Origin of the sequence: Polaromonas sp. UBA4122 (assembly GCA_002381615.1) — a bacterium.
Lineage (GTDB): Bacteria > Pseudomonadota > Gammaproteobacteria > Burkholderiales > Burkholderiaceae_C > Polaromonas.
Window position 1 is genome coordinate 21,004 of record DFWY01000009.1, and the last position, 25,999, is coordinate 47,002.

At 61.7% G+C, this 25,999-nt stretch carries 17 protein-coding genes; 7 read left to right on the plus strand and 10 right to left on the minus strand.

The annotated features are described in order from the left end of the window. Both dprA and B3F77_RS01370 read left to right on the plus strand, forming a co-directional pair. On the plus strand, positions 1 to 746 hold a 746-nt coding region (gene dprA, locus B3F77_RS01365; protein ID WP_293603214.1), incomplete at its 5' end, for a DNA-processing protein DprA. A gap of 196 nt (positions 747 to 942) precedes the next feature. Further along, positions 943 to 1,458, plus strand: coding sequence for a DUF494 domain-containing protein (locus tag B3F77_RS01370; RefSeq protein WP_293603215.1), 516 nt, complete (start codon positions 943 to 945; stop codon positions 1,456 to 1,458). Between the two features lie 41 nt (positions 1,459 to 1,499). On the opposite strand, the gene B3F77_RS01375 is transcribed toward B3F77_RS01370, so the two are convergent. The 5 genes from B3F77_RS01375 to B3F77_RS01395 form a co-directional block, all read right to left on the minus strand. Continuing rightward, complete coding sequence (locus B3F77_RS01375; RefSeq protein ID WP_293603216.1) at positions 1,500 to 4,034, minus strand: DUF1631 family protein; 2,535 nt, start codon at positions 4,032 to 4,034, stop codon at positions 1,500 to 1,502. Positions 4,035 to 4,061: 27 nt separating this feature from the next. Continuing rightward, positions 4,062 to 5,015 carry a protein translocase subunit SecF gene (gene secF, locus B3F77_RS01380; RefSeq protein WP_293603217.1) on the minus strand — a complete coding sequence of 318 codons (954 nt, stop codon included), beginning with the start codon at positions 5,013 to 5,015 and terminating at the stop codon, positions 4,062 to 4,064. A gap of 39 nt (positions 5,016 to 5,054) precedes the next feature. Beyond that, entirely contained in the window at positions 5,055 to 6,929 is a 1,875-nt protein-coding gene (secD, locus tag B3F77_RS01385) for a protein translocase subunit SecD (protein WP_293603218.1), read from the minus strand. A 77-nt stretch (positions 6,930 to 7,006) separates the two neighbouring features. Then, on the minus strand, positions 7,007 to 7,348 hold the full coding sequence (yajC, locus tag B3F77_RS01390) for a preprotein translocase subunit YajC (RefSeq protein ID WP_293603219.1): 342 nt from the start codon (positions 7,346 to 7,348) through the stop codon (positions 7,007 to 7,009). Between the two features lie 110 nt (positions 7,349 to 7,458). After that, positions 7,459 to 11,025, minus strand: a complete 3,567-nt coding sequence (locus B3F77_RS01395) for an indolepyruvate ferredoxin oxidoreductase family protein (protein ID WP_293603220.1) — start codon at positions 11,023 to 11,025, stop codon at positions 7,459 to 7,461. A 182-nt stretch (positions 11,026 to 11,207) separates the two neighbouring features. Between B3F77_RS01395 and B3F77_RS01400 the strand changes: the two genes are divergently transcribed. Beyond that, positions 11,208 to 11,693 (plus strand): Lrp/AsnC family transcriptional regulator, encoded by a 486-nt coding sequence (locus tag B3F77_RS01400; RefSeq protein ID WP_293603221.1) that lies wholly within the window; start codon positions 11,208 to 11,210, stop codon positions 11,691 to 11,693. A 249-nt stretch (positions 11,694 to 11,942) separates the two neighbouring features. Here the strand turns inward: B3F77_RS01400 and B3F77_RS01405 are convergent, their stop codons facing one another. Then, complete coding sequence (locus B3F77_RS01405; RefSeq protein ID WP_414702936.1) at positions 11,943 to 13,064, minus strand: murein transglycosylase A; 1,122 nt, start codon at positions 13,062 to 13,064, stop codon at positions 11,943 to 11,945. On the opposite strand from B3F77_RS01405, the gene B3F77_RS20860 reads away from it, so the two are divergent. Further along, entirely contained in the window at positions 13,063 to 13,287 is a 225-nt protein-coding gene (locus tag B3F77_RS20860) for a hypothetical protein (protein WP_414702937.1), read from the plus strand. The two genes, B3F77_RS01405 and B3F77_RS20860, sit on opposite strands and share 2 nt — an antisense overlap. Before the next feature lie 10 nt (positions 13,288 to 13,297). Here the strand turns inward: B3F77_RS20860 and B3F77_RS01410 are convergent, their stop codons facing one another. Genes B3F77_RS01410 through B3F77_RS01425 form a run of 4 tightly spaced genes read right to left on the minus strand, consistent with a single transcriptional unit; the run spans position 13,298 to position 21,131 of the window. After that, complete coding sequence (locus B3F77_RS01410) at positions 13,298 to 13,924, minus strand: response regulator transcription factor (protein WP_293603223.1); 627 nt, start codon at positions 13,922 to 13,924, stop codon at positions 13,298 to 13,300. A gap of 10 nt (positions 13,925 to 13,934) precedes the next feature. Continuing rightward, positions 13,935 to 16,058: a two-component system sensor histidine kinase NtrB gene (locus B3F77_RS01415; RefSeq protein WP_293603224.1), complete on the minus strand. Its 2,124-nt coding sequence runs from the start codon at positions 16,056 to 16,058 to the stop codon at positions 13,935 to 13,937. Positions 16,059 to 16,068: 10 nt separating this feature from the next. After that, positions 16,069 to 16,875, minus strand: a complete 807-nt coding sequence (locus B3F77_RS01420) for a carbon-nitrogen hydrolase family protein (RefSeq protein ID WP_293603225.1) — start codon at positions 16,873 to 16,875, stop codon at positions 16,069 to 16,071. 2 nt (positions 16,876 to 16,877) lie between these two features. Beyond that, a complete protein-coding gene (locus B3F77_RS01425; protein WP_414702938.1) occupies positions 16,878 to 21,131 on the minus strand; it encodes a YhdP family protein in 4,254 nt (1,417 codons plus the stop codon). A gap of 72 nt (positions 21,132 to 21,203) precedes the next feature. On the opposite strand from B3F77_RS01425, the gene glnE reads away from it, so the two are divergent. From glnE to B3F77_RS01440, 3 genes are read left to right on the plus strand one after another with little or no spacing between them, the layout of a single operon-like run. Then, positions 21,204 to 23,966 carry a bifunctional [glutamate--ammonia ligase]-adenylyl-L-tyrosine phosphorylase/[glutamate--ammonia-ligase] adenylyltransferase gene (gene glnE, locus B3F77_RS01430; protein ID WP_293603227.1) on the plus strand — a complete coding sequence of 921 codons (2,763 nt, stop codon included), beginning with the start codon at positions 21,204 to 21,206 and terminating at the stop codon, positions 23,964 to 23,966. A gap of 44 nt (positions 23,967 to 24,010) precedes the next feature. Continuing rightward, the gene (locus B3F77_RS01435) at positions 24,011 to 24,763 is read left to right on the plus strand and encodes a CerR family C-terminal domain-containing protein (protein ID WP_293603228.1); all 753 of its coding nucleotides are present in this window, start codon (positions 24,011 to 24,013) and stop codon (positions 24,761 to 24,763) included. Positions 24,764 to 24,802: 39 nt separating this feature from the next. Further along, positions 24,803 to 25,996 carry an efflux RND transporter periplasmic adaptor subunit gene (locus B3F77_RS01440; protein WP_414702939.1) on the plus strand — a complete coding sequence of 398 codons (1,194 nt, stop codon included), beginning with the start codon at positions 24,803 to 24,805 and terminating at the stop codon, positions 25,994 to 25,996. The last annotated feature ends 3 nt before the right edge of the window (positions 25,997 to 25,999 follow it).

Genomic DNA, 25,999 nt, shown 5'->3' on the forward strand with positions numbered 1-25,999 from the left:
GTATAAGAGACAGCCGCAACCCCACGCCACAAGGCGAAGCAAACGCCCGGCAATTTGCCAAGGCCTTTGCCAGCGCTGGGCTCTGCGTGGTATCGGGGCTGGCCCTGGGCATTGATGGCGCGGCCCACGATGGCGCGATGCGGGGTGGCGGCGATACGATAGCTGTGGTCGGCACCGGACTGGACCGGGTCTATCCCAAAAAAAATCTCTCTCTGGCCCACCGGATTGTCCAGCAGGGCATGATCATCAGCGAGTTTCCGCTCGGCACACCTCCGCTGATGGCCAACTTTCCTAAACGCAACCGCATCATCTCCGGGCTATCCCGGGGTACGCTGGTGGTCGAGGCGGCGCTGCAATCAGGCTCGCTGATCACGGCGCGGCTGGCCGCAGAACAGGGCAAAGAAGTTTTTGCCATCCCCGGCTCCATTCATTCCCCCCAGTCACGCGGCTGCCACGCGCTGATCAAGCAGGGCGCCAAACTGGTGGAGTTGGCGCAAGATGTACTGGAAGAGTTGAATCTTCCACTGACTGTACAGACCGCAGACGGCGGTGACACGGCTGCGGGGCGGCCTTCCGATGACCCGCTCCTTGAGGCGCTGGGCTTTGATGCCGTGAGCCTGGATGCCTTGCAGGCACGCTGTGGGCTTGACACCGCCCGGCTGCAGGCACAGCTGCTTGAACTCGAACTCAGCGGGCAGGTCGCGCGCCTGTCTGGCGGCTTGTTTCAACGCCTGGCGGCGGGCTGACGCCAAACCTAAGAACCGAAGTGCCATCGGGTGCGTAGCGCCCTCACCGCAACGGTGAACGTGATCGAAGGAGCAAAAGCTGGCTCTCATGCGGGTTTCCTAAAAAAATCAAGCGGTCAACTGCGGTTTTTAGGTTAAATCCGGCCCTCATTCACAGGCTTGACACGACCGCCCCTGTCTGCGTTATATTGAGTACATGTTTGAAGTACTGGTGTACGTTTACGAGAATTACTGGCAAGGGGACGCTTGCCCCGAACTTCCGCGACTGGGTCGAAAACTCACTGCGGCAGGATTTGATGCCGAGGAGATACAGGAAGCCCTTGTGTGGCTTGACGGCCTGAACATCGCGGCACAGAGCACGCAGATCAACCTCCCGGCCAAGGCGCCGTTGGACGGGGCCGACTCCAACACCGCCCCTCCCTGCATTCAGCCGCAGTCGGCCAACAGCCTTCGCATTTATTCGATTGCCGAGCAGGTGCATCTGGGCGCGCAGAGCCTGGGATTTGTGAGTTTCCTGGAATCATCCGGCGTGTTGCCGCCGCACATGCGGGAGATCGTCATTGACCGCGCCATGGCTGCACCGGGCGATCCTGTGACGCTGGACGACCTGAAAATCATCGTGCTCATGGTGTACTGGAGCTTTGGCGAGGAGCCTGACGCGCTGGTCCTCGACGAATTGTGTGACGACGCAGAATTTCGTCTCCCCCACTAAGCGTCTTCCACCAAGTCCGACAGGCTGCTATGGCAATGTCTCTACCCGAGCAAGCGCTCCGGGTTCGCATCCAGCTTGGCCAAAGCGTCGCGCGTGGCGCGTACCGTGAGAGCCTCTTCTTCTGTGGGTAGCAGCAAACCCGCTTGCAGGTAGGCCGCCAGCCGACGTGCCTGAATCAAGAAGTTTCGGCCGTCGGCCGCAGCAAACAGATGCAGCTGCTTGCGATCGCTGCACCAGGCAAACTGCACATGGCTGACTTTGCCGTTGTGGTCCAAGTTGAACCAAGTGCCCAGCTGCAGTTCCTTTACCCACGAGCGCATGGCCTCCGTGGGATGGCTGCCGCCATCGGTGATCACCTCAATATCCGCAGCGTCAATGCCGATCATCGTCACCAGGCTATCCGTATCCAGTGGCAAGTCGCCGACATCCTCATCGGACAAATAGTCTTCCAGATTCGTCAGCCGCTTGGCCATGGCATCAACCCGTTCCATCGAGATGGCATCGGTTTTGGACATGAAAGCGTCGGCCAGCGTGTCGCTGATGATTTTCAGATGCCCGTCCTGCTCGGGTATTCCCAAGCCAAGCATCGACATGCCCAGTCGCAGGACTTGCAGCAGCTTGGGTAAATCCGCAATGACGCGGGCACGATCGCTCCGGTTGGGTTTAGCGCTTGCGGCCCAGACTAGGTCGGCAGCAGCGCGCTTGAGCGTGAGGGTTTCCGGGTGCTGAGGGCCATTTTTCATCGCAGCAATGGCCAGCACTTCGGCCCAGATCTTGAACAGGAATTCGCGGATCTCGTCGCGTACCGGCATGTCATTGAGCATGTTGCGCATCTCAATGGTGTACTGGATGGCCATGGTCTCTTTTTGCTCGACCTGCTGGGCCACGCTTGCCACGCGCGCTGTGCTGCCCTTTTGCGAGAGAAATTTGGAGAGGAACTTGTCAAACTCGTCGTAGACGAGCTGAAACACCCGGCGCCCGGTTTCGGGATACTGCTCGATCACTTGCACAATCCGCTTGATCTCCGATTCCATGGCGCCGCCCGACACCGCGACATCGAAGCCGAGTACGCAGGAGCCCATGCGGTCAATCAACCGGCGCGCCGGATGCTGCAGGGATCCGAAAAACTCGGGCTCGGAAATCGCCACACGCAGCACCGGCATTTGCAGCCGCGCAAACCAGACACGGATCACCGGTGGAATCCGGTCTTCGGCCAGAATGCTCTGGAACATCAAGGCCACAATTTCGATGGTCGCCTTTTCCGATGAGGTGGATGCCGCCTGTTTGAGTGTGCTGGTGCGCGCGCGCAATGCACCCATGGCCTGCTCGACATGCGCCTGACCATACACCTGGCCTTGTGCATCTGCCAGCAACGTGCGCTCCGCGCCGTTTTCTTCCGCCCGCTGCACCCTGCCCATCGCCTGCGCGAGCTGCGGAGAAGCCTGGTTGGGCCGCGTGTCATCAAAGCCCGCGACCCGGTTTGAAAGCAGCCGCTTGAGGTGCCCCATCACGCCCTGGGCCCGCATGCGCGCCCTGGCCAATGGGGTGGTCGAGGTTTGCATGCGTGTCTCGTCGTAGACCGGGTTGCTTGAGCCCGAAGTCTCCGAGCCCGGTGCAGCGCGTGCTTTGCTCCATTCTCCTGTGCCCACGCCATAGACGGATGCGCTGCTGGAACTTGAGGCACGGCCCGAAGCTGAGCCCGCAGCGCCGCTGCCACGAGGGCCTGTCCAAACACTGCCAGCAGCACCGCCAGGACCACCACTTCTGCTCCCCGTCCCACCGGTCGGATCATTGACCGCCCCGCTACCGCCAGCGGTTCTGCCACCTGATCCAGAGCCATGGGCACCACCCGTTCTGCCTCCGGATACAGCTTTCCCCCCGGCCTGTTCAGCAGCCATTTTGGAAGCCCTGCTCGCACCGGCAGCAGAGGGTGTGCGCTTGACCAATGGACGCAGATCGATTTCAGCCATCACACCCCGCTGGACCAGAAATTCATTGGTGGCGTGATAGACCTCAAGCAGATGCTCGCCCAGGCTGGTCTGAATCAGGTCTTGAACTACCAGCCACACATCCCTCGACAGAGGTGCGTGATTCCACTGTTCGACCAGATGCTGCGCGAGTACCTCGGGGCGAAGGATGTCTTGTTGGTGCAATTCAGGAACAGTTTCCAGATTTTGCACACGGAGTCGGAGGTCATTCAGCTCCCAACTCGCAAAATCCAGCAAGCGCAGCGCCAGGCGTGAGGCGAGAATCTTGTCCTCCATCACGTCGTTGCCCATCAACTCAAATTCGCTGCTCTCCGGAAACCTTGATGTTGTCGTAGTTGGAGGCGTTGACTGCGCTTTGGTCCATGCGCTGGTGGTGCCGCGGACCCAGACCACACCATTTTTCTGGAAAGCCTGCCAGGCATCACGCCGCTCCTGCATTGCGCGTGCGTCGCCAGGCTGGTCGACCATGGCCGACAGCCGGTCTTGAATGGTTTTGGCCAACTCGGGCAAGACCCGTACGGCACGCTCCGTGAACAATGCACGAGCTTGCTCGGCCAGAAGACGGTTCTTTTTGTTACTTGGAGCCACAAGCACCTTGGATGGTTAGCCAGTAGCTTACACCGTGGCACCTGCGTTGGGGTCGTTGGGGTCTTCTTCCTTCTTTGCCGGGCCCTTGATCAGATCTTCGCGCTTGATGCCCAGCCACATGGCGATCGCGGCAGCCACGAACACCGACGAATAAATGCCAAACAGAATGCCGATGGTCAGGGCCAGGGCAAAATAATGGAGGGTTGGGCCGCCAAACAACAACATGGACAGCACCATGATCTGGGTAGAACCATGGGTAATGATGGTGCGGCTGATGGTGGACGTGATCGCATTGTTGATGATCTCAACCGTATTCATCTTCCGGTAACGACGGAAGTTTTCCCGAATCCGGTCAAAAATCACCACGGATTCATTCACGGAGTAACCCAGTACTGCCAGCACGGCAGCCAGCACGGCGAGCGAGAACTCCCACTGGAAAAATGCAAAAAATCCGAGAATGATGACCACGTCGTGCAAGTTGGCAATGATGGCCGCCACCGCATATTTCCACTCAAAACGGAAGGCAAGGTAGACCATGATGCCCAGCACCACCATCGCCAGCGCCTTCAAGCCATCCTGCGCCAACTCTTCACCCACCTGCGGGCCGACAAACTCCGTTCGGCGCAGTGTCACGTCGCTGTTGGCGGCCTTCAGCGCAGCCAGTACTTTTTCGCTTTGTTGGGCGGTGCTCACCCCCTTTTGTGCCGGCAGGCGGATCATCACATCACGCGAAGTGCCGAAATTCTGCACTTGCACATCGGCCAAGCCCAATCCATCCACGGTGTCACGGATTTTCCCGACATCAGCGGCCTGTGTGTAATTTACCTCCATCAAGGTGCCACCGGTGAACTCTACCGACAGATGCAGACCCCGGGAAAAGAGGAAGAACACAGCCAGCGCAAACGTCGCAAAACTGACGGCGTTGAAGAGCAAGGCATGCCGCATGAACGGAATGTCACGTCGGATTTTGAAGAATTCCATCTGGGGTCCTTGGAGAAACGCAGGAAAAAGAGGCGAAGGTTATTTCGTTACGGTGCCGGACGTGGCAGGTCGCCACACCGTACCGATCGACACCGTCTTGAGCTTTTTCTGACGGCCATACCAGAGGTTGACCAGGCTGCGCGAGAAAAATACCGCCGAGAACATGCTGGTCAAGATGCCGATGACGTGCACCACCGCAAAACCACGCACCGGCCCTGAACCGAAGGCCAGCAAGGCCAGGCCCACAATCAGTGTCGAGGTGTTGGAGTCCAAAATGGTTGCCCAAGCCCGCTCATAACCTGAGTGAATAGCCGCCTGCGGCGAAGCGCCGCCGCGCAATTCCTCGCGCACACGTTCATTGATCAGCACATTGGAGTCGATCGCCATGCCCAAGGCCAGCGCCATGGCAGCCATGCCGGGCAAGGTCAATGTGGCTTGCAGCATGGAGAGCACTGCAACCAGCAGCAGCAAGTTGACGGCGAGCGCCAATCCCGAGAACAGGCCAAACAGCATGTAGTACATGGCCATGAACGCAACGATCACCACAAAGCCCCAAGCGACGCTCTGAAAACCCTTGGCAATATTGTCCGCACCCAGCGTCGGGCCAATCGTGCGCTCCTCAATGATTTCCATGGGAGCGGCCAGCGAGCCCGCGCGCAGCAGTAGCGCCAGGTCATTGGCTTCATTCACGCTCATGGAACCGGAAATCTGGAAGCGGTTGCCGAGTTCGCTCTGGATGACCGGTGCGGTCAGCACCTCGCCCTTGCCCTTTTCAAACAGCAGGATGGCCATGCGCTTTTTGATGTTTTCGCGGCTGGTATCGCGCATGATGCGCCCGCCCTTGGCATCGACCGTCAGGTCCACCTTGGGTTGCTGGTTCTGGGAATCAAAGCCGGGCTGTGCGTCCGTCAGGTTTTCGCCGGTCAGGATCACCTGTTTCTTGACAATCACCGCCTGTCCGTTGCGCTCGAAGAAGCGCTCGTCACCAAACGGCACGGCACCGGTGTTGTTTTCCGCCGCTCTGGCCTCGGCGCTGTCATCCACCAGACGCATCTCCAGCGTGGCGGTGCGCCCGAGAATGTCCTTGGCCTTGGCCGTGTCCTGAACGCCCGGCAATTGCACCACGATACGGTCTATGCCCTGCTGTTGAATCACGGGCTCGGCGACGCCAAGTTCGTTAATCCGGTTGTGCAGGGTCACCATGTTCTGTTTGAGGGCCTGGTCCTGGACCCGGCGTGCGGCCTCAGGCTTGATGGTGGCGGTCAATTTGTATTCGGTGCCTTCCGGGACCTCTCCCGTCTGGAGGTCCGGGAATTGGTCCTGAATGAGCGCTTGGGCAGACGCCAGGGTCGCTGCATCGCGGAACTTGATGTCAATGGCCTGTCCGTTGCGACTGATGCCGCTGTGCCGGATATTTTTTTCGCGCAGCGACAAGCGGATGTCACCCGCCAGGGACTCTGCCCGCTTGGTGAGTGCAGCCGGCATGTCCACCTGCAGCATGAAGTGCACGCCACCGCGCAGGTCCAGCCCCAGGTACATGGGAAAAGCATGCAGCGAGGTTAACCAGGCGGGCGAGCGTGACAGTAGATTGAGCGCAACCACATAAGCCGGATCCGCAGCATCGGGCGTCAGGGCTTTCTGGATCGCATCTTTGGCTTTCAGCTGTGTATCGGTATTGCCAAAACGGGCTTTAACGGAACTGCCCTCCAGGGTGATGGCATCGGCTGTAATGCCCGCAGCCATCAGCGCCTGCTCCACCCGGGCCGTGGTTGTCGCGTCAATCTTGACGATGGATTTGATGCTGGAGACCTGCACCGCCGGCGCTTCGCCAAAAAAGTTGGGCAGTGTATACAGGGCTGCGATCAATAGCGCGACCACAATAATGGCGTATTTCCAGGCCGGATAACGATTCATGAGAGGGCTGTTTCTGGTGGACGGATGGACAAAAAGTGGGCCTTGACTGCGTCAGCGGGCCAACACGTCGTACTGCCTTATTTGGCGGTATTGATGGCGCCCTTGGGCAGCACCTGGACAATGGCACTGCGCTGCAGCTGCACTTCAACGCCGGGAGCGAGCTCAAGGGTCAGATAAACCTCTCCCATCTTGGTCACCTTGCCCAGCAGACCGCCAGCGGTGGCGACTTCATCGCCTTTGGCCAGTGCCTCAATCATGGTGCGATGCTCTTTCTGCTTCTTCATCTGCGGGCGGATCATCACAAAATACAGCACCACAAACATCAGCACCAAGGGCAGCATACCGGTCAGGGAAGACATCCAGTCGCCGCTTGCGGCGGCAGCGGGAGCGGTTTCGGCAAAAGCAGAAGAAATGAACATGGCGAACTCCACAACTATTTAAAGAGACACTGACGCGCGCACTGGCCGATACAGCCAGTGCACAGAATCCGTGATTGTATGCGGCGGGCAGCCGCCCGTGCGCCCACGGTTCATGTCGCTGGCTTCTGGGGAGCGAGCGCCGCCTGACGGAAAGACTGCATCAGCGCGGCCCATTTTGGCCGCGCCGTCGCCAGATGGCGGGCCTTGACATGGCCGTAACCTTTAATCAACTCGGGAATCCTGGCAATTTCCAGTGCCATGGCATGGTTTTCAGCGGTGAGGCTAGAGAGCACCTCCTCCACGCTGGCCTTGTAGTCATCAATCAGCGCGCGTTCCTTCTTGCGCTCCTCGGTACGACCAAAAATATCCAGCGGCATACCGCGCAGCCCTTTGAGGCGGGCCAGCACTTTGAAGCCGGCCAGCATCCAGGGGCCGAAATGCTGCTTTTGCAGTTCACCCTGCTCGTTTTTGGATGCAATCAGGGGCGGCGCCAAGTGGTAGCTGAGCTTGAAGTCGCCTTCAAACATGGCGTTGACCTTGTTGAGAAAACCGGCATCCATGTGCAGCCGCGCCACTTCGTACTCGTCCTTGTAGGCCATGAGCTTGAAGAGATAACGGGCCACGGCCTCGGTCAGCGCGGTCTTGCCCAAAGGCGCCTCCACCGCGCGTACTTTGTCTACAAAGATCTGGTAGTTCTGTGCATAAGCCGCGTTCTGGTAGGCCGTCAGGAAGTCCACCCGCTTAGCCACCATCTCGGCGAGAGAGGGTTTTTTCACGAACTCAATCACCTGCGCAGCCTTGAACAGGGCTTGTACTGCGGCCAGATCGTGCGCACAGCGACGGCCCCATTCAAAAGCCGCCTTGTTGTTGTCCACCTGCACGCCATTGAGTTCAATGGCACGCATGAGCGCTGCGTGAGACAACGGCACCCGGCCTTTTTGCCAGGCAAAGCCCAGCATCAGCGGGTTGGTGTAGATCGAGTCCCCGATCATTTGCACGGCCACCTGCTCGGCATCAAAAGTGGCCATCAGCTCCGCGCCCACCGCAGCACGCACCGCGCTTTCGCAATTACCGCCTGGGAATTGCCAGCCTGGATCGGTCACAAACGCGGCCGTCGGGGTGCCGTGCGAATTCATCGCCACATAGGTGCGGCCGGGCTGCATCACCGTGAGGGTGTACTTGGCTGCAGCCACAATCGGGTCGCAGCCAATCACCAGGTCGGCTTTGGCGGTATCCACCTTGGTGGTGTAAATGGCGTCCGCCCGGTTGGCGATCTGGATATGGCTCCAGGTGGCGCCGCCTTTTTGCGCCAGCCCGCCAGCATCCTGCGTGACAACACCCTTGCCCTCAAGGTGCGCCGCCATGCCCAGCAACTGGCCAATGGTGATGACACCAGTGCCGCCCACGCCCCCCACCACAATGCCCCAGGCGCTTTCAGCCACGGGCAGCACGGGTTCGGGAATCTCGGGCAAACCCGTGAGGCCGCCCCTCTTATCCTTCTTCGGCTTCTTCAACTGGCCGCCTTCAACGGTCACGAAGCTCGGGCAAAAGCCCTTGACGCAGGAAAAATCCTTGTTGCAGGTGTTCTGGTTGATGCGGCGTTTGCGGCCAAATTCGGTTTCCAGCGGCTCCACCGACAGGCAGTTGGACTGCACCGAGCAGTCGCCGCAACCCTCGCACACCAGTTCATTGATGAGCACGCGTTTTGCAGGATCGATCAAAGTGCCGCGCTTGCGGCGGCGGCGCTTTTCAGTGGCGCAGGTCTGGTCATAAATGATGGCGGTCGTTCCCTTGAGTTCGCGGAACTCGCGCTGGATGCGGTCAAGTTCGTCGCGATGATGCACCGTGACACCGTCAAGCAGGCGGGCACCCTGATACTTCTGCGGTTGGTCGGTCACGATGACCAGCTTGGCCACCCCTTCAGCATGCAGGCTTTGCATGATCTGCAGCACCGAGTGGCCTTCAGGCCGTTCACCCACCGGCTGGCCGCCGGTCATGGCCACCGCATCGTTGTAGAGGATTTTGTAGGTGATGTTGACACCAGCGGCAATGCTCTGGCGGATGGCCAGCAGGCCGCTATGGAAATAGGTGCCATCGCCCAGATTGGCGAAGATATGCTGGTCGCTGGTGAAGGGCTGCTGGCCGACCCAGGTCACGCCTTCGCCACCCATCTGGGTGAACGTGGAGGTAGAGCGGTCCATCCACACCGCCATGTAATGGCAGCCGATGCCGGCCACCGCGCGCGAGCCCTCGGGCACGCGCGTGCTGGTGTTGTGCGGGCAGCCGCTGCAAAACCAGGGTGCCCGTTCACCGGTATCGACCTTGACTTCGGCGAGGGCCCGTTCGCGCGCCTCAATCACCGCCAGGCGTGCCTGCATGCGCGAGATGATGTCGCCGGGAACGCCCAGCTTCGTCAAGCGCTTGGCGATGGCCTTGGCGATGATGGCAGGCGTCAGGTCCGCCTTGGCGCGCAGCAGCCAGTGGTCGCTCGGGTTGGAGCGGCCCCATTCGCCACCTGATTCATCACCCTCGGGCTCGTCAAACTTGCCCAGCACATTGGGCCTCACATCGTCGCGCCAGTTGTAGAGCTCTTCCTTGAGCTGGTATTCAATGATCTGGCGTTTTTCTTCGACCACCAGGATTTCCTGCAGGCCCTGGGCAAAGTCGCGCGTGATGCTCGCCTCCAGCGGCCACACCACATTGACCTTGTGCAGCCGGATACCCAGCTGGTGGCAGGTGTCCTCGTCCAGCCCCAGATCGGCCAGCGCCTGCCGGGTGTCGTTGAAGGCCTTGCCGCTGGCAATGATGCCGAAGCGGTCATTCGGTGCGGCAATCACGTTGTGGTTGAGCTTGTTGGCACGGATATAGGCCAGCGCGGCATACCATTTGTAGTCCATCAGGCGTGCTTCCTGCTCCAGCGGCGGGTCGGGCCAGCGAATGTGCAGGCCGCCCGGTGGCATCTGGAAGTCTTCCGGGATGATGATCTTCACGCGGTCCGGATCGACCCAAACCGAGCTTGAGGACTCTACTACTTCCTGGATGGTTTTCATGCCGGACCAGACGCCCGAAAAGCGGCTCATGGCAAACGCATGCAACCCCATGTCGAGGATGTCCTGCACGCTGGACGGAAAGAACACGGGCAAGCCGCAGGCCTTGAAAATATGGTCGCTCTGGTGCGCGGCGGTCGAGCTCTTGGACATATGGTCGTCGCCCGCTATGGCGATCACGCCGCCATGCCTGGCGGTGCCGGCCATATTCGCGTGCTTGAACACGTCCGAGCACCGGTCCACCCCCGGGCCTTTGCCGTACCAGATGCCAAACACGCCATCGAACTTGTTGCTTTGCGGGTAGAGGTCGAGCTGCTGGGTGCCCCAGACAGCCGTTGCGCCCAGTTCCTCATTGACGCCGGGCTGGAACACAATGTTTTGCGCTGCCAGGTGCTTCTTGGCCGCCCACAGCGCCTGGTCATAGCCGCCCAGCGGCGAGCCTCGGTAACCACTGATAAACCCGGCGGTGTTCAGACCCGCCATGGCATCGCGCGTGCGCTGCAGCATGGGCAAGCGAACCAGCGCCTGCACGCCGCTCATGAAAGCGCGGCCGTGGCCGAGGCTGTATTTGTCGTCGAGCGTGACGGTTTCCAGCGCTTTGCGGATGTGCTCGGGCAGTGGGGCGTTCATGTTTTTTTGTCTCCAGCCTGTTTGTAATGCCGTCTTGTGGGCAGGTGTAAGCGAGGCCCAACCCGGGTAGGGTCAGGTCTCTAATTGAACGCAAAGTGTATGCCGGGCGGCTCGATATGTCTTTGCGTTCTTTGCCTGATTTAGACTCTCCCGAGAAAGATTCTTGCTGGAAAATAAGATAAATGGACACATTAGACAAGTTCGACATTGCCATCCTGAATGAGTTGCAGCTGGATGCGCGCCTGACCAACACCGAGCTGGCTTCCCGCGTGGGTCTGTCGGCAGCGCCCTGCTGGCGGCGCGTGCGGGCGCTGGAAGAGGCGGGTTTCATCACCGGTTACCGGGCCGAGATCAACCGTCACAAGATTGGCCTGGGCGTGCTGGCCTTTGTGCGGCTCGACGCCGCCCAAAACACCGGCGACATGCTAAAGGCCCTGGAAGAGGCCATCCGCAAGATCCCCGAGGTCGTCAGCTGCCACTACATCAGCGGTACCGGCACCTTCGAGCTCCAGGTGGTCAGCCGTGACCTCAACACCTTCAGCCAGTTCGCACGCGACGTGCTGATCAACCTGCCCAACGTCAAGGATTTGCACACCAGCTTCTCGCTGGGCGAGGTCAAAGCCAGCAGCGCGCTGCCGCTCGGGCACCTGACGCGTTCTGCCTCCTGAAATTCAAGCAAATAATGGTTGTAGCGCGCCATTGACTTGCGTGAGCAGCTATGAATTACGTAGCAACCAGTACGAACGCATCGTCCGCCTTGGCCCACCTCCCCCACCCGGTCGTTTTAATGCCTTTTATGGCCGTAGCTCCCGAGTGACGGGCGAAAACTGCTATTAGTTTACTAGCACCTCAAGCACTTTTCCCGCTGCGTAACCGACCACTCGAAGCGCGGCAGTGTCATCAGCAAATGCGGGGGCTTACCTGGGCCAAAGAACCCAGAGCCGCAGTGGCTGGTTAACACGCGCCGCCATTTCACCGGCCTGGGGCCCCGTGCCTGCAAAATAGTCCGCCCGCACGGCGCCCACAATGGCGCTGCCGGTGTCTTGTGCAAACACCAGTTTCTGCAAATTGGCCGCGCCGCCGCGGGATACCAGCCACACGGGTGTGCCGTAGGGAATGCTGTCGCGATCCACGGCAATGGATCGGCCCGGTGTGAGCGCCACGCCCTGCGCGCCTTTGGGGCCAGAGGCGGCATCGAAATCGCTGAGAGCTTCTTCGCGGAAAAAGATGTAGCGCGGATTGCTCCAGAGCAGCTGCTGCACGCGCTGTGGGTTCTGCAGAGCCCAGGCTTTGGTGGCGTCGGGCCAGGGGTTGATTTTGGTCACGCCCTGCTCCAGTAGCCACTGGTTGACGCTGCGGTAAGGCTGGTCGTTGGAGCCGGCAAAGGCAACCCGAACGGTGTGCTGCGAACCGTCGGGCTCGCTGATGCTGAGGCGGCCAGACCCTTGTATCTGCAGCGACAACGCGTCGATAGGGTCCACCACCCAGGCGATTTCCCGTCCCTTGAGTGCCGCTCTAGCTTCAGGCAAGGTGTCGATTTCCTGCCGCGAGAACCAGGGCTTGCGGCTGCCGAGCGTGACTGGCGTGCGGTACAAAGGCACTTCATAAACCCCGCCGGCCTGCCGACTCGCTTTGAGCACCGGTTCGTAGTAGCTGGTCAGCAGCCCTTCCGATCCGCCTCGCAGGGTCTCGACCCGGTAGGGCTGCAGCCGGGCCACCATCCAGGCGCGCTGCTCTTCGGCGGAAGCAATGCTCAGGCGTCGAATGTCGCTGCACAAAGGCGCAAAAGCCGGGCCCGGGCGCTCGCAGCTCTTGAGCCAGGCGTTCCAGGCCTCAAACAACTGATCCTCCTCAAACCCCGGCAACTCGGCCCAGCGAACCGGAACCCAGCGACTTTTACCCTGCTCCAGGGGCGCTGGCAGCGGGCCGGCATCGCCAGGGCGGTCGCCGCTTGCTGCGGGGGCGACCTTCGCCGAAGACGGCAAAGACGACGAAGACGGCATGGGCGGACTGGCACAGGACGCGAGAAGCGCGGCCATGGCGATAATTGAAGATAGTCGTGTTGACCGCATTGAGACCCTGTTTGCAACCCAAGGAAGTGTCATGTCCCTACTTTTGCTTGAAGCCCTGGGGGCGTTGCTACTGTTCGTGTTCATTGTGTGGTGGACGATGTTTTCAGGTCGTAAAAATGGTGAACTGAAGAGCGATTCGGAGTCCCTTGCCTCAAGTCTGGAAGCAGACCCGAAAGCTGACAAAAAATAAAAACGCCTGTCTACAGGTTTCGCAGCAAGTTGGCCAACTCTACGGCTGACTTGACCCCCATTTTGTCAAAAACCCGAGCCCGGTGGACTTCCACCGTGCGCACACTGATGTCCAGCTGATCAGCGACCAGCTTGTTGGGCAAACCACCAACGACCAGCCGCATCACAGCACGCTCGCGATCGGTCAGGTCATCGAGCCGCGCCTGCCGGCTGGTGGATTCGCTGTGCTGCGCCAGTGCCGTGCCGGAATGGCCGAGCGCCTGCTCGATCCGGTCCACTAGCGCGTTGTCTGAAAAAGGCTTTTCACAAAAATCAAACGCACCGCGCTTGACGGCGTCGACGGCGGTGGGCACGTCGGCATGGCCCGTCAAAAAAATTACGGGCAAGGTCGGTAGCAGGCCGTAGGCAATCAGTTTTTCGAACATGGCCAGGCCGCTCAGGCCCGCCATGCGCACATCGAGCAAGACGCAGGAAGGCGACTGGACCTCAAACTGCCTTGACACCAAAGCGTCAAACGCTTCGGCACTGTCAAACGTCTCGCTGGGCAGACGGCGCGAACGCAGCAGCCAGGCCAGCGCATCGCGCACGCTGGTGTCATCGTCGACGATGTACACCGTGGCATTGGGAATGGGTTCCATGGCAGGTCCTCTATAGGGCGCCCTGCGCGGCATCGGCTGTCTGCACCGAAGCCGCCGGCAGGGTAAAACTGAAAATCGTACCGCGTGGCTGTGCTGCTTCAAATCCGAGGAATCCGCCATGCTGCTCGATGACGGTGCGGCACAGACTGAGCCCCAGGCCCATGCCCTCTTCCTTGGTCGTGAAGAAAGGCGTGAAAAGCTGCTCGGCGACTTTCCCGGAAATACCCTCACCGCAGTCACTCACCGCAAATTCGACCCATCGGCTATGCGCATTGGAGGCCGCCGGGCGGATGCGCAGCGTCAGCACTTTCGCGCGCTGGGTTGATGCGAGCCCTGTCGTTGGTGTTTCATTCGTGCATTGCATGGCCTGCATGCCGTTGCGCGACAGGTTGAGCAGCACCTGCTCGACCATGATGGGGTCACACAACACAGGCTCGCAGGCTTCATCCACTTCGATCACCACGCGCACACCCAGATTGCGTGCCTGCAGACTCACCAGCGGCATGATCGCATCGAGCAGGGCACGTGGCTCCACCGCCTCGCGCACCTGGTCGCGCCGCCGCACAAAATCGTGCACGCTTTTGATGACCTTGCCGGCGCGCTCGGCCTGCTCTGCAATGCGGCGCATGGCCCGCTGCAGCTCTTCGGACAAGGGTGGTACGGGATGGGCCGGGGCCTGCCCCCTCAAACCGGCCTTCGCTGTCGGCACCCGTTCACTGTCCACTTCATCCTGCAAGAGATTGAGCGAGCCCGTGGCGTAGCTTGAAATGGCGGCCAGGGGCTGATTGAGTTCGTGGCTGAGCAGCGACGCCATCTCTCCCACCATGGCCAGTCTTGCCGTGGCCTGCAAGCGCTCTTGGCTGGCACGTGAGAGTTCTTCAATCCGGCGCTGCTCACTCAGGTCCAGAATGGCACTCATCCAGCCCGTGTGCTTGCCTACCGCGTTGATCAGCGGCGCCTCCATGATCAGCACCGGAAACCGCGTGCCATCCCGCCGCATGAACACCGATTCATGGCCCTCACGCGGCGGGTTGTTGCCCGCCATGCGAATCTCCTGGCGCTGCTGATACACGCCCGCGAGTTCCGGGGGCCAATAGGGCGAGGGGATGCGCTGGTTGAGCAGCTCTTGGGCATCCACCCCCACCATTTTGCAAAATGCCGCATTGACGTAGGTGATGCGCCCCTGCAGATCCCGCGCGCGCAGGCCCGTCAACACCGAGTCTTCCATGGCTTTGCGAAAGGCGAGGGCCTCGCCCAGGTCATACTCCACCTTGAGGCGCCGCCGCATGTCGCGGGCGAACAGGAACAGCACGGCCAGCAAGGCCATGGACATGGCCGTGACGAGCGCCGTCAGGACATTGGGAAACAGCGCAGGGGTGCCCGGCCGGTTTTCCATCCGGACCACTAGCGTGTTGCCGGGCAGATCCAGCAATTGCTGCGCGACGTAAATCCGGCTGCCCCGCAAAGGAATGCCAAGCAGCGCCAGGCGCGTGCCATCAGCTTCCGTGAACGACAAGCCGAAGCCCCGGGCCAACTGCTTGCTCACCAGCTCGCCCAGGATGTCCTGCAGGGAATAGCTCGCCACGGTGTAGCCGGTCAGACGGCCGGCCACCACCATGGGCATGCACATGTCCAGAACTTCCAGCCCCAGGCCATTGAGTTGAGGCTCGAAGTAGCTGGTGGAATAGGCCGCCCCGCTCAGGCGTTGGGCCGTAGTGCAAGCGAGGCTCACGTCGGCCTGCAGGCTGCTCCGCCCCAGCCGTTCAAACACCGAGTTGCGGTACGGCGTCTCGATAAATCCCAGTACATCCAGCGCCGCATTGCGCCATTCAAGCCGCACGATTTCGCGGTGCTTCAGAAGCAGCTCGGCAGCCTGCGAACGCCAGGCCTCCAGCGTGGGTTCACCGGACTGCAACGCTTGAAAAGTCTGGACATTACGCGTCAAGCCCGAACGGATGTCTGTCACGGTTTCAGCCGCGTTGTGCTCCAGCCGGCTTTGCACCATGCCGGACTCATAGCGTCCAGCCAGCCAGACCAGGATTACCAGCAAAGCCACTACCAGCGCGACCAGCAAGGCCCAGAGAGACCAGCGACGGCTGGCCTGGCTGACGTCCGTCGCTAGGGGAAATTTCACGCCCGGGGCCTCACAACACGCAATGCTTCAAAGCGGGCAGACGTCCGCGCAGGACCTGCAGATGGGCGCCAAGAACTTCACCCATCACCAGTCCCGCGCCTTGCGGCTGCTGCGCCAGAATCTGTCCCCACGGATCAACCAGCATGCTGTGGCCCCAGGTGCGGCGCGCATTTTCATGCGTGCCGCCTTGGGCGGCCGCGACCACATAAGCCAGATTTTCAATGGCGCGCGCGCGCAGCAATACCTCCCAGTGGGCCTGACCGGTGGTGTAAGTAAAAGCGCTGGGCACCAGCAGCACGTCGGCCTTCAAGGCGCGGTAAAGCTCGGGGAAGCGCAGGTCGTAGCAAACGCTCATGCCGATGGTGTAGACATGGCCGTCCTTTGAGGCAAGCTCAAACCGCACCGGCTGCGTGCCCGGCTCCAGCACGCGGGTTTCGTCGTAGCCTTCCTGGCCCTGCGCGAACCTGAACAAATGGATCTTGTCGTAGCGCGCCACGCATTGTCCCGACGGTGCATAAGCCAGAGAACTGTTGCGCGCGCGGCTGGCATCAAGGGTCGCCATCGGCAGCGTGCCGCCGACAATCCAGAGTCCCAGTTCGCGCGCCGAATGACTCAGGAAGTCCTGGATCAGGCCGCGGCCGGCGGTCTCCTGAATTTTCAGTTTGTCGGTGTCCTTGAAGCCCATCACGCAAAAGTACTCGGGCAGAACCGCCAGCTCGGCGCCTTGTGCGGCGGCCTGCGCCAGCCATTGCCCGGCCGCGTCCAGATTGCCCTGCACGCTGGGTCCTGAAACCATCTGTATGGCAGCTATTTTCATGATCAACGGGTTCCCGCAGGGGCGTCGCCAGCCCTGCCTTGTGCCTTGCGATCGATCTTGGTGATTTTGGGGTCAGCCCAGGTGCCGTCAATGTGGAATTCCTGGGTGGCGGCCTCCATCAAGGGGCGGCGCAAAAACATCTGCGCCAGGAAGGTTCCCAGGCCGACGGCAGGATTGATGACTGTGGCAATCAACGAGGCCGTACCGGCATTGATTTCAGGCACCACGACCACCTTGATGTTTTGCGTTTCACGGGCAATGTCGGCACTGCCTTCCATCAACACAGCGGCATTTACACCGCTCATCTGCAAGTTGTTGGTGTGCGCCAGCCCCTGCTTGATGGTGACATCGCCGCGAACGAAGTCAAAGGCAAAGCCTTCAGAAAAAACATCGCGAAAGTCCAGCGTCAGCCGTCTGGGCAAGGACTGCAGGCTCAGCACGCCCAGCAGCTTGCCAATGCCCGGGTCCGCCTTGACAAACTGCCCCGACTCGACGTTCACGTTGAACTGCCCGCTCATGCTCGGGTAGTCCAGGCTCAGGGGAGAGCCTACCCAGGCCACCTGGCCTTCGAGCTTGCCCTTGCCACGGCGGATCAGCTCGCCCATGCCAAAGCGCTTGAGCAACTCGCCCGAATCGGCAATGTCCAGCCTGAAGTTCAGCACGGTGCGACGGCTCTCGGTGGACGCCCGCGTAGCGCCCGGCCCGCCTGCTGCAGCGGGGGAGGCGACCGGCGCGTTCACCGCTACCCAGTTGCCGGTAGCGGTCAACACGGCTTCGGGCAGGATCACATTGAACTTGTTCAAGCGCCACTCGCGCACTCCGTTGCTGACGGTGGTTGATGCGCCCCGGTTGACCGCTTCAATTTCAACGCGCCCCAGCTTCTTGCCGCGCAGTTCCATATCCTCCACCATGATGTCAAGGGCGGGAATACTGGCAGGCTGTTCGTTCAGAATAGCCTCCACATCGCTGGCCGTGCCATGCGCCAGGCTCAAACGTGAAAGCCGCGCATACAGACGGGCGGCGCCAACGCCGCCGGGTTGCCGAAATTCAACATAGCCATTGAGCTCGGAGGCATCGATATTGGCGCGCCAGTTCAAGCCTTCGCGCGATCCTCCCACCACGACGTTGTTCAGCCTGCGCCCTTCCACCACTAATTCCTTGGCCCGTATGGCCATCACCGTGGGCAGGTAGCCCAGGGCCGAACTGGCGGCTGAGCGGTTAACCGCCACGTCAGAGCTACCGGAGGGCGCGGCCTGCAGTGCGCTGCCGCCAGTCGAGTCAGCAAGAATTTTTCCCCAGGCATCGAGGTCCACCCGGGCCAGGTTGATGTTGGCGGCCACACCCGCTTCTGGTGCTGGCACCGTTTCACCCGCCTCCAGCCCCACGCCTATGCTGCCGCGGATCACGCGGGGCTCGGTGCCGCTCACGTCCCGCACATAGCTGATGGCAGCCACGCGCCCGATGCTGACCGACAGCTGATCCTGCAGCGTCTGGCCCGGCTTCATGGCGTCCCGCAGCAGGACGTTCTCAAACCTGAGCGGCAGCGCTGACTCGGCCGTTTTGCTCAGCGGTGCTGGCAAATTCAGCGCCATGCCCTGCAGGCTGCTGGAGACCGTGACCTCGGAAACCCCTCGCCTAAAGCCCAGCGAGGCCGAGTAGGCCGTGCTGCCGCTGGCGTGTTGCGCCATGCGTGAGATCAGCCCCAAGTCTTTGGCCTGGCGCAACCCTTCTGCCGTGAGCGTGCCCTGCGCCTTGAAGGTCACAGGAGTTTCCATCTCCGGACTACCCGCCGCCGGACGTGCCTGCGCGCGCATGCCACCATCGAAGCGGATATCGCCCCCGAACAGGATCGCCTGGGCGCCGGTGACCGTAAAGCCCCGCTCGCTCACGCTCACCACGCCCTTGAGTTTCGTCAGCTGAGGGGTGCCAGGAGCGAACTGCACGTCGTTGCCGGGCAGGGTGATGCTGCCAGCAACCTGCGATTTGTCGATCGAATGGATGGGTAAACTCAGGTGGAAGTGGTAGTCGCCCATGCCGGTTGCCACGGCTTTGGCCAGCACCTGGTTGGTCATGTCGCTTATCGGGGACCTGTTGACAAAGCCCAGTGCGTCGGAAAGCAGCCCTTGGATGTCAGTCGTCACCTCGACCGTGGCGCCGTGGGTCAGGTCAGGAATTCGTGCGTCTGCCTTGACCAGCTGCAGGCCAGGCAAGCCGGCGACTTTTCCGCTGGCGCCATTCACATCGAGTGCCGCGCGGTTGAAAACCAGCTCCCCATTGAGTTCGGTGAGGGCTGGCCACGGTGCCGCGCCCGGCGGTTGCAGGGATTTCGGCACATAGGCAAAGTGCCCGTTATGCACTTTCGCTGACACCCGGAAATCGCCTTGGGCCGGGTTGATGAAAGGGAGTTGCCTGACCGGCCCCAAGACCCTGAATTTCACGTCGCTGACCTGGCCCTGCAGCACGGCATCACGCACGTAGTGACGCACCGCGTCCGGCAGCACCAGCGGCAAATAACGGTGAACCCGGGTGCCATCGCCCCGGCTCAAGGTGCCCTGCAGATCCAGTACACCGGGAAACCGGTGATCGGTTAATGTGCTGGCTGTCGGCATGCCTGGGGCCAGGTCTTCAGTACGCCAGCTGACCTGCGCTTGCCCCTGTGCGTCGGCGTTGGCAAACTGCAGATTGTGCAATTGCGCTTGAATTTTTCGGCCTGAGAACTTCCATTGAGTGTCCACCGACAGCTGATCCAGCGGAAGCTGCGACTCCTCGAAGATGCCAGGCAGATCAAGCGCACCATTGCTTATGATCACCTTGGCTTTTCCGCCCTCATGCGTGAGATCGAAATCAATGTCAGCACCGCTGACGCCTGGCCTGCCAGGTGTTGCGTGCGTGGCGCTTCCAGCCACCGCGCTGGTCGCCGGTACTGCGGCCGGTAGTGCCGCAAGACTCAGCCCCGCCACACGACCTTTGGCAGCAAAGGTGGTGGGCGCCTCCAGCGGGCCTTGCCAGCGGGCTTCAAGGGTTTCCACCAACCCCTTGGGCGCGAAGGAGGTGATGAGCGCATGCGTGGCACTGTCCAGGGGCAGGCGGTTGGCGATCTGGGTCAGTGCCGCAAGGTCAAGCTTGTCGGCCTTCAGTTCGCTGTGCTGGGGCGCTCCCGCTTGATCATTGGTGTGAACCAGCGCCACGTTGCCGCCGGGCCACTGCAAGCCGTCCCGGGTGAGAAACCGCAGGCCCTCGGTGTTGAAATCAAAGCCGTTGGCGCGCTGTCCACCACCGATACGCCCGGCCACCGATTCGAATGCCAGGGGCTCAAGCTTGGCACCCAGCTGGGCGTCCACATCCTGTAGCGCCACATCGGCCACACCGCCCGTGATCTTTCCTTTGCTGACATCAGCCCAGGCGCGAAGCGCTCCATTGCCCCGTATCAGTTCCACACCCAGCGTGTCCATGCTGACGTATTGCCTGATGCGTGACACGTCGACACGGTCGAAGTTGGCATACAGCTGACCTGTCCACGCGGCAAAATTGCCCGCGTTGCCCGACAACAGCGACTGCCTGAAAATACCCCTGAGCGTGAAGCGGTCACCCCATTCGGCGGGTGGCGTGGCGTCCAGACGCAGGAGGTGGCGGTGCCGGGCATTGCGCATCACCCCATCCACCTGCGTCAGTGCCAGTGGCGGCGCGGGGTGCAACTCGTCGGTCCAGCGCACGGTGCCGCCGCGCAAGACGAACTCGGTTTGCGAAAAGAACCAGTCGGCCACTGCGCTTTGGCCGGCGTCCCGGTTCCGCGAGACATCCAGTCCGCCCACGTAGATCTTTCCGTCGGCGGTGCGCCGGATGTCGAGATCAGGCTTGTCGATATACAGCTGTTCAAAGCCGAGCCCCCAGAGAGAGGAGGGCGACAGGGCACCCAGAACGCGCGGCAGGCGCAGAGCCTCGCGTCCCTGCGCATCCAGCAGCGTCACGTCGTGCAACTCAAACGAGGGAATCATGCCCTGCGAATGCGCGGTGATCTGACCGATGCGAACAGGAACCCCCAGCGCCTTGCTGGCCTCTATTTCAAGACGCGGACGGAATTCCCCGATTCGCGGCACAATCCATCCATGCAGCACCCACCAGCTCAGGCCAAAGAGCAGCCAGGCCGCCGCGACCAACCACAGCAAGAAGCGCATGGAAAATGCGATCCACCGGAGGCGTCGGGGCGGCAAGGCTGGCGGGGTGGATGGAATGGCTATCGTTGGCTCCAAGGACATGAGAATTATGACCGCCGACGCCGCTGTGTGCTCGGGGGTGGAACCATGAAGTTTGTGACGTAGTGTGATGTGATGACTGCCCTCCCAACCGTCTGCTCAGACACCCTCTCCCCATCCGGGTCGGCTGCATCGGCTTATTCCCGGTGTGTTCAGCGCATTCGCCGCCGCTATACCGAACAGCTGCCCCTGTTGCCTGCGGGCGAGCCGGTGCGTGCCACCCTGCAGATCGCCCTTGATGCGCTGCTGCTGAGCGGCCTGGAAACGGGTGCGGCGCTTCGGGTGCTTCGCCAGTTGGTGATGGAGCGGCTGGTGGTGCTCGATTGCGACGGCGCCTGCGAAAACCAGGCACCGCTGGCCGTGGTGACCCGGGCCATGACGGAGCTGGCAGAACTGGCCCTCGATGTCGCCATGCTGGACTCCCGCGAAAAGCTTGATGCCTTGCACGGTGCGCCACAAGCCCACGATGGCGAGCGCGCCCAGATGTGGGTGGTGGGCATGGGCAAGCTGGGCGCGCGTGAACTCAATGTCTCCAGCGATATTGACCTGATTTACCTCTATGACCACGATGGCGAGACTGCGGGCCGCAGCGACGGCCGCGGTCAGATATCGAACCACGAATACTTTGCGAACCAGGTCAAGGCCGTTTTCAGCCTGATCGGCGACGCCACCGAGCACGGCTTTGTGTTTCGGGTCGATCTGGCTCTGCGGCCCAATGGCAATTCCGGGCCTGCCGCCATTTCACTCAGCGCGCTGGAAGACTATTTCCAGGCCCAGGGGCGTGAATGGGAACGCTTTGCCTGGCTAAAAAGCCGGGTGGTGGCACCCCTGGAGGGCATTCGTAACGGCGCGGCACAGGCCATGCGCGGCTCCGTGCTGCCTTTCGTCTTCAGGCGCTACCTGGACTACAGCGTGTTTGATGCGCTGCGCATCCTGCACCGGCAAATTCGCGAACATGCGGCCAAGCGATGCGCCGGACACCCCGAGCGCGCAAACGACGTGAAGATGTCGCGCGGCGGCATACGCGAAATTGAATTTACCGTTCAGTTGCTTCAGGTGGTGCGTGGCGGGCAGTTTCCCGAACTGCGCACCCGGCCTACGCTCGATGCACTGCAGCGCGTCGCCAGCGCCGGACTGATGCCTCAGGACACCGCCGATGCGCTGGCAAGGGCCTACGTTTTCCTGCGTCGCGTGGAGCATCGCATCCAGTACCTGGACGACCAGCAGACCCATGTGCTGCCGACCCGCGACGACGACCTGGGCTGGATTGCAGAGACCTTGGGCTACAGCAACTGCTGCCAGTTTCTCAGCGAACTCGACGCCCACCGCGAGTTGGTCGCTGGCGAGTTTGACAAGTTGCTCGGCGGCAAAACCGAATGCAAGGGCTGCGGCAACGGCGCCGGTGCAGCGTCGCAGCAGCTTGACGATTTGCTCGAACAGTTGCCGGCGCTTTGGCCAGAAAAATTCCGCGCGCGCCTGGCACTGTGGCGCCAGCATCCCAGGGTGCTCGCCCTGCGCGAGGACTCGCGTGCCCGCCTGACACGGCTGCTGCAGCGTACCGCGCTATGGCTGCTCGAAGGCACGGTAACTGAAGAGGCCGCCGTGCGGCTCGTTGACTGGATGGAACCCCTGCTCAGGCGGGAGAGCTATCTGGCGCTGCTGCTGGAACGTCCGGCGGTGCACGAACGCCTGCTGCGGCTGCTGGGCGCGGCCAAATGGCCCGCGCGTTACCTGTTCCAGCACCCCGGCGTGATTGACGAGCTCGCCAGCGACGCGCTGATGCACGAGCGCTTTGCACCCTTGACCTTCACCCAAGAGCTGCAGCAGCGGCTGGCCGCGCTCAAACGCACCAATGAAGATGACGAGGAAACCTGCCTGAACCTGCTGCGCCGCGCCCACCACGCCGAAGTTTTTCGCACACTGGCCCGCGATGTGGAAGGGGTGCTGACGGTCGAGCAGGTGGCTGACGATTTGAGCGCACTGGCCGAAGCCGTTCTGAACATCACCACCGACTGGTGCTGGCAGCGCCTTAAAAACCGGCACCGTGAGACGCCGCAGTTCGCCATCATTGCCTACGGCAAGCTGGGCGGCAAGGAGCTTGGGTATGGCAGCGACCTGGACATCGTGTTTGTCTATGAAGACGAGGACGAGCGCGCTCCCGAGGTCTATGCGGCCTTCGTGCGCAAACTGATCAACTGGCTGACCATCAAGACCGGCGAGGGCGACCTGTTCGAGATCGACACCGCCTTGCGCCCCAATGGCAATTCGGGCCTGCTGGTCACCCCCTTTGAAGCCTATAGCCGCTATCAGCAGCAGCGCGGCAGCAATACCGCCTGGACCTGGGAACACCAGGCCATGACACGCGCGCGCTTTGTGCTGGGCGAAGAATCCCTGCGTCAGCGGTTCGACCAGGTTCGGGAGGCGGTCATCACCGCACCGCGCGAGGTGGCGGCACTGCGCAATGAAATCGTGAGCATGCGTGAGAAGGTGCGCGCTGCCCATCCGATCAAGGGTGAAAAGTTTGACGTCAAGCATTCCTCGGGCGGCATGGTCGATGCCGAATTTGCCGTGCAGTTTCTGGTGCTCTCACAGTCGGCGCAGCACCCCGAACTGGCCGACAACGTGGGCAATATCGCCTTGCTGCAACGCGCCGAAGCCGCCGGCTTGTTGCCCCAAGGCGTGGGCCAGCGCGCTGCCAGCGCCTACCGCGAGCTGCGCCGCGTGCAGCACAACGCCCGCCTGAACGAAGCGCCGACCCAGGTCAGTCCGCCAGCGCTGCAGGCCGAACGCGAGGCCATCCAGACGCTCTGGGCGGCCACCTTCAACCCGCCCCATTGATTTAACTTAATCAATCGTTTGATCTATGTGCTTTAATGCGGCGCATGACTTCAAGCGCCCGAACCACCCCCCTTTCAAGCGCGCGCCGCGCTGCCGGCAGCGCCCGGTTGCCGGTCGCTGGCACGGCGGCTGAACCACTACCGCCCGGCGAGCCGCGCAAGCAGCGCTCGGACGGTGTCGAAGCCCGGCAGCTGCTGCTGCATACCGCGCTCAGGCTGTTCTCCGAAAAAGGCTTTGCCAAAACCTCGACGCGCGAAATTGCCCTCGCCGCCAGCGCCAATATTGCCTCGATCAGCTATTACTTTGGCGACAAGGCGGGCCTGTACCGCGCGGTCTTGACCGACCCGCTGGGCAGTCCCGACGCAGACGCAGCCCTGTTCGACCAGTCCCATTTCAGTTTGCGCCAGTCACTGCAGGGCTTGTTGGTGGGGTTTACCGAGCCACTCAAGCAGGGCGACCTGGCGCAGCAGTGCATGCGCTTGCACTTTCGCGAGATGCTGGAGCCCACCGGCATCTGGGAGCAGCAGGTTGGCTCCCGCATCAAACCCGCGCATGAGGCCCTGCTGCGGGTGCTGTGCCGTCATCTGGGATTACCCCAAGCGGACGATGATCTGCACCGGCTGGCCTTCTCCATCGTGGGCCTGGGCATCCACCTGTTTGTCGGGCACGAGGTGATGCAGGCCCTCAAACCCGAACTCGCTGGCACGCCGCAAGCCATTGATCGCTATACCGAACGCTTGGTCGATTACGCGCTGGCCATGGCGCACAGCGAAGCGCTGCGACGCCAGCCGGTCTGACTCCCCACCTATTCAACCATCCTGAAGCCAGCCCACACCATGAACCGATTCAAACTCAAACCAGTTGCTATTGTTTTAATAGCTGTTTGCGCAATAGGGGCGGTGGCTATAGCCATGTTTTATTCAAAATCAGGGACTACGAACAAGTCCACGGCCATGCCCGCCGCGACCGCCCGGCCCGCGCTCACCGTGACCACGACACAGGCGCAAACCAGCGCCCTGCCGATCCAACTGACGGCCAACGGCAATATTGCCGCCTGGCAGGAAGCCAGCATCGGGGCGGAAAGCAACGGTCTGCGCCTGGCCGAGGTGCAGGTCAATGTGGGCGACGTGGTGCAGCGCGGCCAGCTGCTGGCCCGCTTTGCCGATGACAGCGTACAGGCCGACGTGGCACAGGACCGCGCCGCTGTGAATGAAGCCACGGCCAGCGCCCTGGAGGCGACGGCCAACGCCGATCGTGTGCGCACGCTTGCCGGCACCGGTACCTTCAGCGGCCAGCAGATCAACCAGTACCTGACCGCCGAGCAGACCGCCAAAGCGCGGGTGGAGTCCGCCAAAGCCGGGTTGGCGGCGCAAGCGCTGCGCCTGAAAAACACCCAGGTGCTGGCGCCCGACAGCGGCATCATCTCGGCGCGCAGTGCCACCGTGGGCGCCGTGCTGGCCTCGGGCACCGAGTTGTTTCGCCTGATTCGTCAGGGCCGGCTGGAGTGGCGCGCGGAGGTGACGTCCACCGAGCTGGGCCGCCTGCTGCCCGGTACCGTCGTCAGCGTGACGGCCGCCAGCGGCGCGCGGCTCTTGGGCCGGGTGCGCATGGTCGCCCCCACGGTGGACCCGCAAACCCGCTCGGGCCTGGTGTATGTGGATCTGCCGACGGACCCCAAGACGGGCAGTCCGTCAGGCTTCAAGGCGGGCATGTTTGGCCGTGGCGAGTTTGAGCTGGGCAGCTCAAACGCCCTGACCGTGCCGCAGCAGTCCGTGGTGGTGCGCGATGGTTTCAGCTACGTGTTTCGCCTGAACGCCGACCAGCACGTCAGCCAGATCAAGCTGCAAATGGGGCGACGCGTGGGCGACCGGGTAGAGGTACTTTCAGGCCTCAACGCTGACGCGGTGCTGGTGGCCAGTGGCGCTGGTTTCCTGAACGATGGCGATCTGGTTAAAGTGGTCCCTGCTCCTGCTTCCACAGCAAATGCGCCTGTAGCCCCCGTCAAACCTTCGGCACCAGCTAGCAAATAAGGA

Coding starts and splice junctions, on each gene's coding strand:
- secD (WP_293603218.1), bottom strand. CDS start 6,929: ATGAATCGTTATCCGGCCTGGAAATACGCCATTATTGTGGTCGCGCTA.
- yajC (WP_293603219.1), bottom strand. CDS start 7,348: ATGTTCATTTCTTCTGCTTTTGCCGAAACCGCTCCCGCTGCCGCCGCA.
- B3F77_RS01420 (WP_293603225.1), bottom strand. CDS start 16,875: ATGAAAATAGCTGCCATACAGATGGTTTCAGGACCCAGCGTGCAGGGC.
- B3F77_RS20860 (WP_414702937.1), top strand. CDS start 13,063: ATGGCGATAATTGAAGATAGTCGTGTTGACCGCATTGAGACCCTGTTT.
- B3F77_RS01395 (WP_293603220.1), bottom strand. CDS start 11,025: ATGAACGCCCCACTGCCCGAGCACATCCGCAAAGCGCTGGAAACCGTC.
- B3F77_RS01425 (WP_414702938.1), bottom strand. CDS start 21,131: ATGTCCTTGGAGCCAACGATAGCCATTCCATCCACCCCGCCAGCCTTG.
- B3F77_RS01400 (WP_293603221.1), top strand. CDS start 11,208: ATGGACACATTAGACAAGTTCGACATTGCCATCCTGAATGAGTTGCAG.
- B3F77_RS01440 (WP_414702939.1), top strand. CDS start 24,803: ATGAACCGATTCAAACTCAAACCAGTTGCTATTGTTTTAATAGCTGTT.
- B3F77_RS01370 (WP_293603215.1), top strand. CDS start 943: ATGTTTGAAGTACTGGTGTACGTTTACGAGAATTACTGGCAAGGGGAC.
- secF (WP_293603217.1), bottom strand. CDS start 5,015: ATGGAATTCTTCAAAATCCGACGTGACATTCCGTTCATGCGGCATGCC.
- B3F77_RS01405 (WP_414702936.1), bottom strand. CDS start 13,064: ATGGCCGCGCTTCTCGCGTCCTGTGCCAGTCCGCCCATGCCGTCTTCG.
- B3F77_RS01410 (WP_293603223.1), bottom strand. CDS start 13,924: ATGGAACCCATTCCCAATGCCACGGTGTACATCGTCGACGATGACACC.
- glnE (WP_293603227.1), top strand. CDS start 21,204: ATGACTGCCCTCCCAACCGTCTGCTCAGACACCCTCTCCCCATCCGGG.
- B3F77_RS01435 (WP_293603228.1), top strand. CDS start 24,011: ATGACTTCAAGCGCCCGAACCACCCCCCTTTCAAGCGCGCGCCGCGCT.